Annotated in this window: 11 protein-coding genes and 1 tRNA gene; 11 read left to right on the forward strand and 1 reads right to left on the reverse strand. The window is 61.6% G+C overall.

Going from position 1 to position 15984, the window contains the following annotated elements; translation table 11 throughout:
* Positions 1 to 84: 84 nt before the first annotated feature.
* The 7 genes from VCS63_RS08050 (at position 85) to VCS63_RS08080 (ending at position 12311) form a co-directional block, all read left to right on the forward strand.
* Positions 85 to 2940, forward strand: coding sequence for an ATP-binding protein (locus VCS63_RS08050; protein ID WP_323879246.1), 2856 nt, complete (start codon positions 85 to 87; stop codon positions 2938 to 2940).
* Entirely contained in the window at positions 2927 to 4120 is a 1194-nt protein-coding gene (locus tag VCS63_RS08055) for an EAL domain-containing protein (RefSeq protein WP_042796572.1), read from the forward strand. The genes VCS63_RS08050 and VCS63_RS08055 overlap by 14 nt, the downstream gene beginning before the upstream one ends.
* A 69-nt stretch (positions 4121 to 4189) precedes the next feature.
* Positions 4190 to 7420, forward strand: coding sequence for a response regulator (locus VCS63_RS08060; RefSeq protein ID WP_323879249.1), 3231 nt, complete (start codon positions 4190 to 4192; stop codon positions 7418 to 7420).
* A 65-nt stretch (positions 7421 to 7485) separates the two neighbouring features.
* Positions 7486 to 8133, forward strand: a complete 648-nt coding sequence (locus VCS63_RS08065) for a response regulator (protein ID WP_063642183.1) — start codon at positions 7486 to 7488, stop codon at positions 8131 to 8133.
* 112 nt (positions 8134 to 8245) lie between these two features.
* Positions 8246 to 8845, forward strand: a complete 600-nt coding sequence (locus VCS63_RS08070) for a fimbrial protein (protein ID WP_063960026.1) — start codon at positions 8246 to 8248, stop codon at positions 8843 to 8845.
* 81 nt (positions 8846 to 8926) lie between these two features.
* Positions 8927 to 9679, forward strand: coding sequence for a molecular chaperone (locus tag VCS63_RS08075; RefSeq protein WP_063960027.1), 753 nt, complete (start codon positions 8927 to 8929; stop codon positions 9677 to 9679).
* Between the two features lie 79 nt (positions 9680 to 9758).
* A complete protein-coding gene (locus VCS63_RS08080; RefSeq protein WP_323879250.1) occupies positions 9759 to 12311 on the forward strand; it encodes a fimbria/pilus outer membrane usher protein in 2553 nt (850 codons plus the stop codon).
* Between the two features lie 106 nt (positions 12312 to 12417).
* Here VCS63_RS08080 and VCS63_RS08085 read toward each other — a convergent pair.
* Positions 12418 to 12493, reverse strand: a tRNA-Gly gene (locus tag VCS63_RS08085).
* Between the two features lie 331 nt (positions 12494 to 12824).
* Between VCS63_RS08085 and VCS63_RS08090 the strand changes: the two genes are divergently transcribed.
* From VCS63_RS08090 to VCS63_RS08105, 4 genes are read left to right on the forward strand one after another with little or no spacing between them, the layout of a single operon-like run.
* Positions 12825 to 13559, forward strand: coding sequence for a succinate dehydrogenase/fumarate reductase iron-sulfur subunit (locus VCS63_RS08090; protein WP_323879252.1), 735 nt, complete (start codon positions 12825 to 12827; stop codon positions 13557 to 13559).
* Between the two features lies 1 nt (position 13560).
* Complete coding sequence (locus VCS63_RS08095; RefSeq protein WP_323879253.1) at positions 13561 to 13896, forward strand: succinate dehydrogenase; 336 nt, start codon at positions 13561 to 13563, stop codon at positions 13894 to 13896.
* Positions 13893 to 14237 carry a succinate dehydrogenase gene (locus VCS63_RS08100; protein WP_063642180.1) on the forward strand — a complete coding sequence of 115 codons (345 nt, stop codon included), beginning with the start codon at positions 13893 to 13895 and terminating at the stop codon, positions 14235 to 14237. The genes VCS63_RS08095 and VCS63_RS08100 overlap by 4 nt, the downstream gene beginning before the upstream one ends.
* Before the next feature lies 1 nt (position 14238).
* Positions 14239 to 15978, forward strand: a complete 1740-nt coding sequence (locus VCS63_RS08105) for an L-aspartate oxidase (RefSeq protein ID WP_042796576.1) — start codon at positions 14239 to 14241, stop codon at positions 15976 to 15978.
* The last annotated feature ends 6 nt before the right edge of the window (positions 15979 to 15984 follow it).

A 15984-nucleotide genomic window follows, 5' to 3' on the forward strand; every position in this document is an offset into this window, starting at 1 on the left:
ATGGCTGCGAAGCGCCGCTGATCGTCGGATCCGGTTAAGGATTGTCTGATGTCAAATCTCTGACCTGAGTCGTAGATTCAGATTATGAGATTAAAGAACTACCTGCAGCAGATCAGTCCGTTGCTTTCCAGTCCTGAAGCCGTTCGGCGCTTGCTTCGGATCTTTGCCGCCGTGTTGTCGATCGGCATCCTCAGCGGCGCCTACAATTTCCTGCTGTTCACGTTCAACAACGATATCTCCCAGCGTCGGGGATACATGAGCAGCGCGATTGCCGAAGCGCACACTTTCTTCACCATACGCGAGGCGTTGCTGGAAAGCCTGAGCCTGTCGGCCGTCCGCCACGTCAATCCGTCGGGGTCGCTGGCGTACGCCTCTTCGGTGGAAGAAGTGCACTTTCTCGTGGGCGAGCCACCGGAAAACCAATGGAGCATCTGGTTGACGCGGCGCATGAGCAACTATCTCGCCGCGCAGCAAGTGAACCTGCTGTATGTGGGAAGCGATCAGCGCTCAAGTGTCACCCGCCTGTTCAACGCCTCCGAAGAAACGCCTGTCCTGCCCAGCCATATCCTTCTGCGCCTGCATGCGCTCCGGGACGATCACGGAGCGCCATTGCAAGAATTGTGGCTGACCAATCGCAACAGGCAGGACCCATACCTCTACATCTTCAAGCGGCTGGATCGGAACGATCCTAATTCCGGCTGGCTGGCCCTCGAAATGAACAGCCGGGCTGTGTCAGAAACGCTTAGCGACCAGAGCGCGGGCGAATTCATGATGCTCAATGCGGATGGCATGCTGGTATTCAGCAACATGCCTCACGAGCGTCATGGCTGGTCGCTGTTTCAACATCAACGCGCCGACTTCTTCGGCTTCGTCGGCGATGGCCTATTTCCCGACCACCTGGTCATTCGCAAAAGCCTGATGTCGTCCGATTGGCAGCTGGTGTACTCCATCGGCCTGGCGGATGTCTTGCTGGGCCTGTGGAAGCAATTGCTGGGCGCGCTGCTGTTCTGCGTGATCAGTATCGCGATGATTCTTTTGCTGATGCGCCGCTTCGACAACCGGCTTATCAAACCTACCATCCACCGCATTCAGGCGTTGATCGAGAGCGAATCATTCAGTCGCGACCTGATCCAGATGGCGCCAGTGGCCCTGTGTGTCGTGCGCCGCAGCGATGCGCAGATGGTGCTGGAAAACCAATTGGCCCAGCAGTGGCTGGGCACTGGCGACGAACGGGAAGCCCTTTGCCGCGGCTGGATCCGATCGGCATTCATGGCACCGAATGTGCCCCATGACGTCAGTTTCGTGACGTCTGAGGGGCGCCATCTGCGTTTGAGTAGCGTGGTCACCCGCTACAAGAGCGAGGACGTCCTGCTTTGCGTGTTCAGCGACATCAGCGCGAGCAAGCAAGCCGAAGCGGCATTGGAGTCGGCGCGTCAGTCTGCCGATGCGGCCAATGCCGCCAAGACCTTGTTCCTGGCTACCATGAGTCACGAAATCCGCACCCCTCTGTATGGCGTGCAGGGCACCTTGGAGCTGCTTGCGCGCACCTCCCTTGACGCTCAGCAGCGCGAGTATCTGCGGGCCCTGGAGGGGTCCTCGGCGACCTTGCTGCAGTTGATCTGCGACGTACTGGACGTATCGAAGATCGAGGCCGGCCAGCTGGAGCTGGAAGTCAGTGAGTTCTCCCCGACGGAGATTGTCCAGGAAGTAATCCAGGGCTACAGTGCGGCTGCCTTGGCCAAAGGTCTGGAACTCTATGCTTGCCTGGATCCGCAACTGCCCTTGCGGCTGCAAGGCGATCACGCGCGCATTCGGCAGATACTGAACAATCTGGTGAGCAATGCCGTCAAGTTCACGGACTACGGGCGTGTCGTGTTGCGTGTGCAACTGCTGGACCGGCAGGATGAGCGCTCCTGCCTGCTTTGGCAGGTGACGGACAATGGACGGGGCATCGCAGAAGAAGATCAACCCTACATCTTCGAGCCCTTCTATCAAACGGAAGGCAGTACCAACGTGGTGGCGGGTTCCGGCCTGGGCCTGGCGATTTGCCAGCGGCTCAGTCAACTGATGAACGGCCAGATGCGCATGGTCAGTGATCTGGGCCTGGGCACGAGCTTCTCCTTGTTGCTGCCCCTGGAGGAGCCGGCCTTGCCGATGGACCCGGAGTCGCCGTGCTGCCACATCCTGCCGGAGCGAATCCATGTGATTTCTCCCCTGCACGAGCTGGCCGAATCCTTGGCGGGCTGGCTGCGCCGTTGGGGAGCGCGAGCCCAGGTTGGCCTGGCGGGAGCCGCGCCGTCGTCCGCGTTGTTGCTGGAAGCGCATCCCGGCAAGCTTGCCGCCGAACTGGCGCCCGGATGGGCCGGGCGACGCGTCATCGCCAGTGCGGATGGATGCAGCGATCCCCGTCAGGACGGCGAATCCTGGTATGTCAACGTCAGCCATCTGGCCGCCATCCATCAAGCCGTCTGCCAGGCCCAGGGGCTTTGGGACGCCCACGAAGAAGCCGCTGGGCGCACTCGGGCGGACCGGGCTGGCGCGGGCGGCGTGGCGGATGCGAACCTGGGCCTGAATGTCCTGGTCGCCGAGGACAACGTTATCAATCAGCTGATTCTGCGCGACCAGCTTCAGCAGCTCGGATGCTCCGTGGTGCTGGCGACCGACGGCGAAGAGGCCTTGCGTTGCTGGCACGAGGGCGACTTCGACATTGTTCTGAGCGACGTCAATATGCCTGGGCTCAATGGGTATGAACTGGCGAAGGCGCTGCGCCGCGAGGGCAGCACGGTGCCGATCATCGGCGCTACCGCCAATGCCATGCGCGGCGAGGACCAGCTATGCATGGCCGCCGGCATGAATCATTGCTTAATCAAGCCCTTCACCCTACAGGCGCTATTCCATTGCCTGGTCGCATACCAAGGAAGTATGTATGAAACCCCGTGAAATCCTGATTATCGAGGATCACCCGTTCCAGGGCATGTATCTCCAGCGCTTGTTGACCGAGCTGGGCGAAGTGCATGTGGACATGGCGCGCGACGGCGGCGAGGCCTTGCAGCGCCTGCGGCAACGCGAGTATGGCCTGGTGCTGACCGACCTCATGATGCCGGGAATGGACGGGGTCCAGTTCATCCAGAAACTGGCCACGCTTCCGGGAAAGCCTGGCCTGGCCATCATGAGCTCGGCCTCTCGCCGCATGTTGACCGGTGCGTCACTGGTTGCCAAGCATCTGGGCATCGAAGTCGTCGGCCTGCTATCCAAGCCGGTATCGTCCCAGGCATTGCGGGGCGTGGTAGAACACGTGCGCGACCAGCGTCGCTCCGCGCGCCCCGCGGCTCCCAAGAAAGTTGAATACGATCGCCTGACCCTGATCGACGCCCTGGAAAGCCGCGCATTGCAGGCCTGGTTCCAACCCAAGAAGTCCCTCAGCACCGGCCGTATCGTTTCGGCGGAAGCGCTGGCGCGCTGGAGGCACCCCACTCAGGGGGTGATGCTGCCCGGGGCGTTCATCCCTTCCGTCAAGGCCAGCGGCTTGGAAGAACGCCTGCTGTGGCTGGTCCTGGAACAAAGCCTGGAGGTCCAGGCCCATTGGCGGGCGCGGGGCTTTGACGTGCCGGTATCGATCAATTTGCCCACGCACTTGCTGAACGACCATGATCTGGCAGATCGTCTGTGGGAGTTCGTCTTGCGTCACAAGGGCGTCCCCGGAAAGATCAGTTTCGAGCTGATGGAGTGCTCCATGCCCGAGCAGGTCAGCAACTATTACGCGGGCGCTTGCCGCTTGCGCATGAAAGGATTCGGCCTGTCGCAAGACGATTTCGGAAAGGGCTATAGCTCTTACGTCAACCTGCTTTCCATACCGTTCACCGAGCTGAAGATAGACCGCGCGCTGGTCCAAGGCTGCCACGAAGACGACAATTTGCGGGCAACCCTGTCCAGCATCGTGGAGCTGGCCAAGCGCCTTAGCCTGAGCGTGGTCGCCGAAGGCGTGGAAAACGCCGCTGAACTGGCCCTGCTGCGCAAGATTGGATGCAGCCATGCCCAAGGCTTCCTGATCTCTCATGCGGTGCCCGCCGACCAGTTTCTCCATCTATTGAAGGTCGACGGTTCGCAATTCGTGCATTGAGCGGATTTTGGTCAAGTGATGTGTCGTGATTCGCGTGTAGACTCCAAGCGATAAAAGCAATGTGGGGTCATGCGATTCATCATGAAGCATTCTTATGCCGTTCTGGAGAAGCTTGCCCGCAGTTCGTTGCGGCTGAGCAAGGGCGTGATGATTCTGGGCGGAGTGGTGCTTTTGCTCGTCGGCTCCACCTACTGGTTGCTCCAGCGGCTGGTCGACGAAAACCACGACTCGGTGCGTTTTCATTTCACCCGTCTCATGGAGAATATCCAGGAACAGGAACTGTTTCTGGTCTCCTTGCGCCAGCGCAGTTTGCAGGGCGATCTGCTGGGCGGCGATATTCCCCAGATGCAGGTGTTCGAGCCTGCTGCGGAAGAGGCCATCTTCCGCGGCCAGGAAAACGTGTTTTCCATGCCGTTCAATGCCCGCGTCAACGTGCAGGCCAGGGACCCCAAGGATCTCGCCCTGATTCAGGGCTTGGGAGCCCAACTGAGCAGTTACTACAGCGCGTTCTGGTCTACGTCGCATTACCAGTCGCCGCGCGCGTTCCTGTTCAATCGGCGGGGTGAGTTCGATCTGGTTGTCCCCGCGCGGGGAGAGCGCAGCGCCACGGAACGTGATCAAGATGCGCTTTCAAAGGTGCTCGACACGATACGCGCGCGCTCGCCGCAGGCCAACGATACAGAAGTGGAGTGGCGATCCTACGGTCCTGCTGGCAACACAGGCACGGGCGCTCGCCTGCTCGCGTACACCACCATAGACCTGCCGGCGGAATACCGCAGGATCAAAAGCGCCGGCACCCAGGCGACAGCCGCGGTCATGCTCGACCTGGTCCAGGCCAACGACTTCCAGCGCACCATGGATTGGGTGGTGTATGACAAGCTCACCCTTGTCACGCCGTCGGGGCAAATCCTCAAGGGAGTCTCCAGTCCTGATCCTGCCTTGCAAGAGGGATTCAACCTGAACACCGACGGGCTGGTGTTCAAGCTGGTCAATCACCAAGGGGCGCCGTGGGTGGCGGTGTACACCCTGGGCTACAAAAGCTTCTCCCGTTACGCACTGGGCTCCTTGATCACTCTTGGTGCAGGTTTTCTTTGCGTGATCGGCCTTGGCTGGGCGGTAAACCGTTGGTACCGTCGGCGAGTCATCCAGCCCGCGGACCAGGCCCGCGCGAGAATCGCCGAAAGCGAAGCCTTCAGCCGCGCGGTGATCGACACCGCCCCTACCGGCCTTTGCGTGGTGCGCCTGCCGGATCACCACGTGGTGCTGGAAAACCAGCGCGCCAAGTCCTGGCGGGGAACGGTGGGTTCTCTCGCGTCCCTGGACCATCTGCCAGACACCGCAGGGGCCAACGAACACCACCTGGAGGTCGCGGGGCGTCATCTGCAGGTCGGTTTTGTGTCCACGCGCTACCAAGGGGAAGAGGTGCGGCTTTACGCCTTCAATGATGTCACCCGGCATATTGAAGACGCGCGCGAGCTGGAAGAGGCGAGGCGCGAGGCGGCGACCGCCAATGAGGCGAAGACGCTGTTCCTGGCAACCATGAGCCACGAAATCCGCACGCCTCTGTACGGCGTGCTGGGTACCCTGGAATTGCTGCAATTGACTCCGCTGACCGCCCGTCAGCAAGACTATCTGGACACTATCCAGCGCTCATCGGCGACCTTGTTTCAATTGATCAGCGACGTGCTGGACGTGTCGAAGATCGAATCCGGGCAGATGGCGCTCGAGCCGGTGGAGTTTTGTCCGCTGGAGATGATCGAGGACACCCTGCGCACTTACGCTGCGTTTGCCGAGCGCAAGGGCCTGCTGCTCTACGGTTGTGCCGATCCGGCGTTGCCCGATCGCGTGTTCGGCGATCCCATGCGGATCCGGCAGGTCCTCAATAATCTGCTGAGCAATGCCATCAAGTTCACGGATCGAGGACGGGTCGTCCTGCGCACCCGCGTGCTGGATAGCTCCGACGACCAGGTAACCCTGGAATGGCAGGTCGCCGACACCGGCGTTGGGCTGTCCGAAGCGCAGCAAGCCCGATTGTTCGAGTTGTTCTACCAGGTTCGCGAGGTGTCGAACGAAGGCGGAGCAGGCTTAGGACTGCCGATCTGCAAATGGCTCTGTGAAATGATGGGAGGGCAACTGAAGGTCGTGAGCGACCCCGGCCTGGGCAGCAGCTTCGTCATGCGGCTTTCGTTGCCTGTCGCGGGCCGCGGCTTGTCCGTCCCGGCGACGCCCGGCGCGGACCGGCCGGCAGTGTTCGTACGAGCCCCTGTGGAGGAGCTAGCCCAGCATTATTGCGACTGGCTGGCGCGCCTGGGGCTGAACCCTCGTCCGCTGCCGGCGGTGTCCAGCGCCATGTCGCCCGGGGCCGTGCTGGTTGACGTGCTACCCGACGACCGGGCGCCGTCCTGGCCCGGGCGGCGGATTTGCTGCCACGCCGCAGCCGCCGCGGGGGAGGCCAAAGGCGACCTGGACGCGAGCATGTTCGATGTGCGGGAAATCGCCCGTGCCGTGCGGCAGTTGAGCCGGGGGGATGAAGGCAGGGCGGATGAACGTCCCGCTACCCTCAGCGCCGACCTGCATTTGAATGTGTTGGTCGCGGAAGACAACCCGATCAATCAGGGCATCGTACGGGAACAGCTCGAAGCCCTGGGCTGTCGCGTCGTCGTTGCCGACAATGGCCAGCAAGCCTTGCGGCTGTGGCAACCGGGTGAGTTCGACCTGGTGCTGACCGACGTCAATATGCCGTTCATGAATGGCTATGAGCTGGCCCGCGCGTTGCGCGAGCAGGACGCGGACTTGCCCATAATCGGGGTAACCGCCAACGCCATGCGTGAGGAAGGCGCGCGCTGCCTGGAAGTCGGGATGAACGCCTGGCTCGTCAAACCCCTGACGCTGAAGATCCTGCGCGCCGAGTTGGTTAAATTGGGATTGGGCTCCGCGCATGACGCGGTGCGGGATTCTCACCCCGAGGCGGTAGCGGCCGAGGATGGCGAGGATGGGGATGGCAAGGATGGGGAATCGCCGATCAGCCTGCCGCCCGCGATGCGTGGCATATTCGTCCAGACCATGGAGGCGGATATCCTGGCCATCCGGGACGCCTGGGATCAGGGGGATCTTGCGAAGGCTGGACAGTTCCTGCACAGGATCTCGGGCGCGCTTGCGGCCGTGAGGGCAGCGACCCTGTCAGGGCGCTGTTCGCAGGCGGAGATCCAACTCGCCACCGAAGGCTTCAGTGAATCGCTGCACCAGGAAGTGGGGCAACTATTGAGCGACATTGATAAGCTGACCAAGGCGCTGGGCTAGAAAAACATCATGCATGCCGCCCACAAGAGGCCGGTGGCATGCAAAACTCCATTCGCGGAGGTTCTATGGAAACACTAAACGTCATCATCGCGGACGACCATCCGATCGTGCTGTTCGGTCTGCGAGAACTGATCAAGGGAGACGCGCGCTTTCGTGTCATAGGCGAAGCAATGAGCTCCAGCGCACTGGTCAAGCTTTTGCAGGAGCAGCCCGTCCACGTGGTCATTACCGACTACAACATGCCGGACGACTCATCCTACGGGGATGGGCTGAAACTGATCGACTATCTGATCCGGAACTTCCCGCAGATCCAGGTGCTGGTATTGACGATGATTTCCACGCCTACGGTCCATGCGCGTCTGCTGGACATGGGAGTTGTGGGGGTGATTCAGAAGCGGCACATGCACACGGAGATCGAGCGCGCGCTGGGCGCGATCTTTCTGCGCCGCCAATACCGGGGCTCGCAGTGGGACGCGCAGTCGGGCGGCGAGTCGGCACTTGACGAGGACCACCGCTTCGCCAGCCTGTCCTTCAAAGAGCGGGAGATTCTGCGGCTATTCGTGACGGGCAAGACCGTGGGAGAAATCGCGCGCAGCCTGAATCGCAGCCCCAAAACCATCAGCACCCAAAAGATGTCCGCCATGCGCAAGCTTGAGCTCAATAGTGACCAGGAACTGATGACGTACTGTATGGAAAATCGCTACTTCAGTTGAGTGAAATGCTTGATTTCTAAGGATTGTCTGATTCGTGATGGTGCGCCGCGTTGCTTTAATGAATTTCGTAGCCCGATTGCTACGACATTCACTGATCAACTAGGAATCCATTATGAATAAACTCTCCGTCGCTGCCGTTGCCCTGTCGGCGCTCGTGTTTTCCGCTGGGGCCTTCGCTGCCGATCCTCCGGCTCCTGTGAAGGGCGGTGAAGGCAAGATCACCTTCAGCGGCGTCATCAACAATGATGCTTGCTCGGTCGACGGCACCGACTCCGACCGCGTGATCGCGGTGGATATGGGCAGCGTCTCCATCAAGGACATGGGCACTGCCGAATCGCCCGCGTCCGGCCGTGTGACGGGCAAGCAGTTCAACCTCAACGTCAACTGCAACCAAGGCACCAAGGTGACCATGGTCTTCGACCCCGCCGCGGGCGGTGGTTCCGGCATCGTGACGGGCAAGGGCGTGCTGGCCCTGGATCCGGGCAGCGATGCAGCCAAGAACGTCGGCATTGCGCTGATCGACGGCAATGGCGCAAAGATCGATCTCAGCACCAAGACCACCTCCCTGATCCAGAGCGACATGCGCGGCGGCGCTGCCGGCGGCGACGCCACTCTGCGATTCTCCGCTGCCTACGTCACGACTGGCGCCGCAGGCTCTGCCACGGCCGGCCGCGGCGACGCCACTCTCCCGTTCATCCTGCAGTACCAGTAAGTCTCACCCCTTGGGTCGTCAGCGGCGAGGCTCTGCCGAGCCTCGCCGTCCGCTTCAATCGAATAGGGATGAGATTTGCTTATGTTGTTCCAACGACTTTCCGCATGTCTGGGCTTGCTGGGCGTGCTTGCGGCTGCGCCTGCCATGGGTGGAATCTCATTGAGCGCCACTCGCGTGATCTTCGATGGCGCGCACAAAGAGGCCAACCTTACGGTGCGCAACAGCGGTCAGGATGTGCTGGTGCAGTCCTGGATAGACACGGATGAAGGGCAGGGCCAACGCGTTCCGTTCGCGGTCACGCCGCCGCTGGCCAGGGTCATGGCCAAAGAGCAGCAGCTGCTGCGCATTCTGTACGAAGGCGTCGGCATGCCTGCCGACCGCGAATCCATGGTGTGGCTCAACGTCCAGGAAATTCCCAAGGCCAGCGAGCAGGCAAACACGTTGCAACTGGCTGTGCGCCAGCGGATAAAGATCTTCTTCCGCCCGGCAGGGTTGCCCGGCAGCGCCTTGACGGCGCCTGAAGAACTGGTGTGGCAGTTGACGCAGAACAGCGGCTCGACCGTGTTGTCGGTCCGCAATCCCAGCGTCTACCACGTGTCCATGGCGGACCTCAAGGTCGACGCTGGAAATCATTCGGCGGTGGCCGCCGAGCTGGCAACGATTGCACCGGGGCAATCCCGAACCTTCAATCTTGCCAAGGTATCGGCTAGCGCACCTGCGAGCCTGACCTTCATCAGTATTAACGACTACGGCGCACAGAACGAGTATCGCGTTCGCCTTGCTCCGAATCAAGGTCGCACCGCCAAGGTTATCGAGACCACTGCCACGCCCTGACGCTGCCGGCGTTTGTACCGCTTCGGTGTGCGTCTTCGAGGTGCTTGCGGTACCTCATGGATTAAATGGGATTTCTTGTATGTTCGATGTCTGGTCCTCCCAGGGCAGGCGCGCGCGTGCGCGTCTCATCTTTCCCGCGACCTTGAAGCTCGCGGCGCTGACCCTGGCCATCCAGAGCGCCTGCGCGCATGCGGCGACTTCGGAGCAAGAAGTCGCGGATCCGCAACTGCTTGCCTTCAATACTGCCTTCTTTCAGGACGCACCCTCATCAGTGGACCTGCAACTGCTGTTGGCGGGCACCAATGTGCCTCCCGGCAATTATCGGGTCGATCTTTATAGCAACGAGGTGCTGGTTGGGCGGCGTGAAATCAGCTTCAATCGCAATCCGGCCAATGGCCGCGTCGAGCCCTGCCTTACCCTTGACGTACTGACGCAACTGGGTATCGACATGGAAAAGCTGCGAGCCCAAGGAAAGATCGACCCCAAGGCGGAACAGTCCTGCATGGACCTTGCCGGGCTGATCGATATGGCGACGGTACGCTTTGATGCCGGCCGCATGCGTTTGCTGGTCAGCGTGCCGCAGGTCGCCATGCAACGAGGCATACGCGGCTACGTGGATCCCGACTTATGGGACAACGGGGTTCCCGCCGCCTTCATCAATTATCAGGTGAGCGCGAACCGCAATGGCGGCGTCAGCGGCGTGCGCTACAACAACAACCTGGGCCTGCGCAACGGAATCAACCTGGGAGGCTGGCGCTTTCGCAACGAATCCAACTTCAGCCACGGGACGGGGCGCCCTAGCACTTTCCAGAGCAATCGCAGCTACCTGCAGCACGACGTGACCGCGCTCAAAGGGCAGTTCAGCGCAGGGGATGTTTTCAGCGATGCGCAGTTGTTTGACAGCGTGCGCTACCGCGGTCTGAAACTGGAGTCCGATGATGGCATGCGCGCCGACAGCGAACGCGGCTATGCGCCGATCGTCCGTGGCGTTGCGCAGACCAACGCCACCGTGGAAATCCGGCAGAACGGCTATCTGCTTTACTCCACAAACGTGCCGCCGGGCCCGTTCGAAATCAGCGATATCTACCCTAGCGGATCCAACGGCGATCTTGAGATAACCGTGATTGAGTCCGACGGGCGGCGCAGGGTAAGCCAGCAGGCCTTTTCCAGCCTGCCCATCATGGTGCGCGAAGGGCAGCTGAAATACAGCTTCTCTGTGGGCCGCTATCGCAGCAACAGCGCGGGCGTTGCAACGCCTCAGTTGATCACCGGCAACATTGCGTATGGCCTCGGCAGCAATTTGACGGGGATAGTGGGGCTGCAGGCTACCGACGGATACCGGGCGCTGGCTGTTGGCGTGGGAACCAATACCCCGATAGGCGCAATGTCGTTGGACTGGACGCACTCCACAAGCAAAGGCCACGGCCAAGGCCAGGATAAGTCGGGTAACAGCCTGCGCGCGCTGTACGCGAAGACCTTTACCGGCACGGCAACGACATTCACGCTGGCAGCCCATCGTTATTCGACCGAGGGCTACCGCACGCTTGCCAATCACGTCGAAGATCGAAGCGCCGGCCTGCTTTCCCGGACGCCTTACTCCAAGACCCGGACCGACCTGACCATCAACCAGAGCCTGGGCGAGCAGGCGCAATGGGGCAGCCTGTACGTAAGCGGCAGTGACCAGCGCTATTGGAACCGCGGCGGACTGCAAAGCATCTCGGCCGGCTACAGCAACAACTGGGGGGACGTCAGCTACAGCCTTAACGTGAGCCGCAGCAGGGATATTGGTGGCCGAAGCGCTGCGGGCGATACCATGGTCAGCCTGTCGATCTCATTCCCGTTGGGCGGGCGTTCGCGGGCGCCGCGCGCGTTTGTCACCACCAGTTCGCAAAAGAGCGGAGGCAGCGTTCAGGCCGGTATCAACGGCTATCTGACCGAAGAGGCCAACACTTTCTATTCCATCCAGGGCGGAGCGCGCAGTGGCGGAGACCGGTCGGCGTCGGCCACCATCAGTACGCGTACATCCGTGGCGGACATCAGCGCGGGCCACAGCCAAGGCCAAGGCTACAACGCTCAGAGCCTGAACGTCGCGGGTTCGGTCGTTGCGCATTCGGGGGGCGTCAATATGGGGCAGACCGTGGGCGAGACCTTTGCGCTGGTCGAGGTGCCTGGCGTGCAAGGCGCCAAGATCAGCAGCTATAGCGGCGTCGCCACTGGCTACAACGGGTACGCGGTCGTTCCTAGCGCCCAGCCGTATCGGGTCAACTGGATCAGCCTGGATACGCGAGAACTGGGCGCGGACATCGAGATCGACAACGCGACTCAGCAGCTTGTGCCGCGTCGTGGCGCCATTACGCTGGCCCGCTATACCGGCACGACCGGCCGGCGTGTGCAGTTCGAGCTGTATGACCATCAAGGCGGCAAGATTCCGTTCGGTGCTTCCGTGGAAAATGCCGGTGGCAAGCAGCTGGCGATTTCCGACCCCAGTGGCATGGCACTGGCACTGGTTGAAGAGGACCAGGGAACGTTGCGGATCCGTTGGGGAAATCAGCAGTGCTCCGCCTCTTATGCGCTGCCTGAACGCAACAAGGCGCTCAACTATGAGCGTGCCAAATTGCATTGCGAGCCTTGAGCCACGCCGTCGCGACGGGCATCTGTGCGCAGAAAGAAAAAAGGGCCCGCGGGCCCTTTTTTCAAGAAGTTCAGGTTTTCCGATGAAGAAAGCCTGAATCAAAATCTGGAGCGGGAGACGAGTCTCGAACTCGCGACCTCAACCTTGGCAAGGTTGCGCTCTACCAACTGAGCTACTCCCGCATTTCCTGCCTGGCGCCATTCGTGATCGGAGAGATCCGGAACAGGCTTGCGGCAAGAGAGGCGGAAGTATACCTAATTTTTAAAAAGACGCTTTTCAGGTCCGCGCGGGGTGTGGGCGCGCCCGGTTCCCGCCTCGTCTGGTGTCCGGAGGCGGCCAGTGATCGTCAATCGTTGAACATGCGGCGCTGCGGAAGGCGCGAAATCGTCAACATCCCCCTATGGGCGGGCCGAAATTAACTTCAAAAAATATCAACCTAATCTATATTGATTCAAATGTACGCAAGATCCAGAATTCTTCTCATGGACGCAACCTGTCGTCCGAGGGCGGAAAATGGATACGAAGAACTCCACGAATCAGAGACAGCTCACGGTCCGCATCTCTCGGGGAACCGAAGATGGAAGTTATTCGACCTACTCAGTCCCCTGGCGTGAAAACCAGACGGTACTGGACGTGGTGACCGAAGTGCAACGGACTCAGGAACCCAGTCTCTCGTACCGCTACGCCTGCCGGGTCGGCGTATGCGGGTCCTGTGCGATGACGGTCAACGGCAAGCCCCGCTGGACCTGTCGGACTCACGTGAGCCGCGTCGAGGAAGGCGGTGTGATCGTGATCGAGCCGATGCGCAATATGCCGCGGATCAAGGATCTCCTTGTCGACATGAGCGAGTTCTTCCAGAAGTGGGCGCGCGCCGGCAACACCTTTGTCGGCACGGCTACCCGCAATGATCCGCCGGCGCTGGTATCGCCACAGAGCAAAAAGCGCAAGCAGGCCGACGCCGCCATCGAATGCATCAATTGCGGCGTGTGCTACGCGGCCTGTGACGTTGTGTCCTGGGACAAGGATTACCTGGGGCCGGCCGCCCTGAACCGCGCGTGGACGCTCTTCAATGACGAACGGCATGCCCATCCCAAGGAGGTGCTGCACAAGGCAACCTCCGGCAGCGGCTGCAATTCCTGCCACACCCAGGGCAGTTGCATGAAGCACTGTCCGGTCAGCCTCAGCCCCACCGGCAGCATTGCGGGGCTCAAGCGCAGCGCCATCCTGAGCCTGCTCAAGGGGGGCTGACATGGAAGCTTGGCTTTTCGCGCTCCAGCGCCTGACGGCGATGGTGATGGCGCCATTCGTCCTGGTGCATGTGGGCTTGGTCATTTATGCGGTCCGTGGCGGTCTGACCGCGGGCGAGATCTTGTCGCGCACCCAGGGGAACTGGTTCTGGATCGCCTTTTATGGCTTGTTCGTGTTGAGCGTATCAGTCCACGTGCCCATCGGGGTGCGCAACATCCTGATCGAATGGTTGCGAATTGGGCGGCGTGCGGCATCCGTCATCGGATTGGCCTTTGGGGCGGGACTGCTTGTCCTGGGCGTGCGCGCCGTGGCGGCTGTGGGAGGGCTGATGCAATGAAATCCGCGCGCAACCATCAGGCGTACTGGGCGTTTCTGGGGCATCGCATTTCCGGCCTGGCGCTGGCCCTGTTCCTGCCGGCCCACTTTTATGTGTTGGCAATGGCATTGGATGAAGCGCGGCTGGACGGCTTCCTGAAACTTGCCGAGATGCCTGCAATGAAGTTCGGCGAATGGGGGCTGGTGCTGTTGCTGACCCTGCACATGTTCTTCGGCCTGCGCCTGTTGGCGCTTGAGCTGCTGCCCTGGCGATCGCCGCGGGATGCGCGCGTCGCCTGGATAGGCTGGGGCTTTGCGGTGTCGATGGTGACCGGCCTGGTTTTCGTTGCTGGAGTGATCTGAGATGCGGATCGACAATTACAAGACGGACATTCTGGTGTTGGGCACGGGCGGCGCGGGCCTGTTTGCGGCGCTGCATGCCAAGAAGGCAAACCCGTCCTTGCGGGTGACCGTGACGGTGAAAGGGCTGCTTGGCAAATGCGGCTGTACCCGCATGGTCCAGGGAGGCTACAACGTCGCGCTGGCGGCGGGCGATTCCGTCGAGCGCCATTTCATGGACACCATCGAGGGCGGGAAATGGCTGCCGCGGCAGGATCTGGCGTGGCGGCTGGTCGAAGGCGCGGTCGAACGGGTGCGCGAGCTGGAAAACGAGATCGGCTGCTTCTTCGACCGCAATCCCGATGGCACGCTGCATTCCAAGGCATTCGCCGGCCAGAGTTTCGACCGGACCGTACACAAGGCGGACCTGACCGGCATCGAGATCATCAACCGTCTCATGGAGCAGGTACGGGCGCTGGACATAGACGAGCTGGAAGAGCATCGCGCCATCGAGCTGATTCCCGCTGCCGATGGCTCCGGCATCGCCGGTGTGCTGTTCATCGACATGCGGGCGGGCACGTACCGCTTCATCCAGGCCAAGGCCGTGCTTCTGGCGACCGGCGCGGGCCCGACGATGTATCGCTACCACACGCCCTCCGGCGACAAGACCTGCGATGGGCTGGCAATGGCGCTGCGCTATGGCTTGAAGCTGCGGGACATGGAAATGGTGCAGTTCCATCCGACCGGCCTGCTTGGCGGGCCCGACACCCGGATGACCGGAACGGTGCTGGAGGAAGGGCTGCGGGGCGCTGGCGGGTATCTGTTGAATGGCGACGGCGAGCGCTTCATGGCAAATTACGACAAGCGCGGCGAACGGGCCACCCGTGACGTGGTCAGCCGCGGCATTTACGCGGAAATGCGGGCGGGGCGCACCGGGCCGATGGGCGGCGTCTATATCCAGATGAGTCATCTGGGTGCGGACAAGGTCGCCAAGACATTCCCCGGCATGGTCAACCGGTGCAAGGATTGCGGCTTCGACCTGGCGGGCGGCAAGGTAGAGGTTGTGCCGACGGCCCACTACCTCATGGGCGGCGTCGAGTTCAACGTGGACGGCTCGACAGCCTCGCCGGGGCTCTACGCGGCCGGCGAGGATTGCGGCGGCGTGCACGGCGCCAATCGCCTGGGCGGAAACGGCGTGGCCAACTCCACGGTGTTCGGCGGCATTGCAGGCGATTCGATGGCCGCCTATGTGGCCAAGTCCGGCCAATGGCGCGATCCCGACACGCGCATCATCGAGCGCGGCGTCGAGCGCGCCGAGTTCCCGTTCTCCCGGCGCACCGGCCGCATTCACGAATTGCGCGATGCGCTCTCGCAGACCATGTGGGACGACGTCGGCGTGCTGCGCCGCCGCGACGCAATGGAGCATGGGTTGTCAGCCATCGCCGGCCACCACGCCGCCTTGCGCGACATCGGCGTGGCCGACGGCGACCGCCGCTACAACCTCACCTGGCACGACTGGCTCAACCTGGAAAGCCTGGTGGATATCTCGAAAGTCATCACGCTTGCAGCGCTTGCAAGGGAGAACAGCCGCGGCGCGCATTACCGCGAAGATTTTCCCGAGGCCGGCGACCTGCACACCAGCAGCTATACACGCGTGAGCGCGCAGGACGGCGAGATAGCGCTGGAGATGGTTCCGGTTTCCTTTGACATCGTAAGACCCGGCGAATCGCTTATCCAAGGCGAGGCGGGCATCCCCCAGAGCTGAGGCACA

The sequence above is a fragment of the Achromobacter sp. D10 genome (assembly GCF_035282245.1).
In the GTDB taxonomy this organism is placed as follows: domain Bacteria; phylum Pseudomonadota; class Gammaproteobacteria; order Burkholderiales; family Burkholderiaceae_B; genus Achromobacter; species Achromobacter insolitus.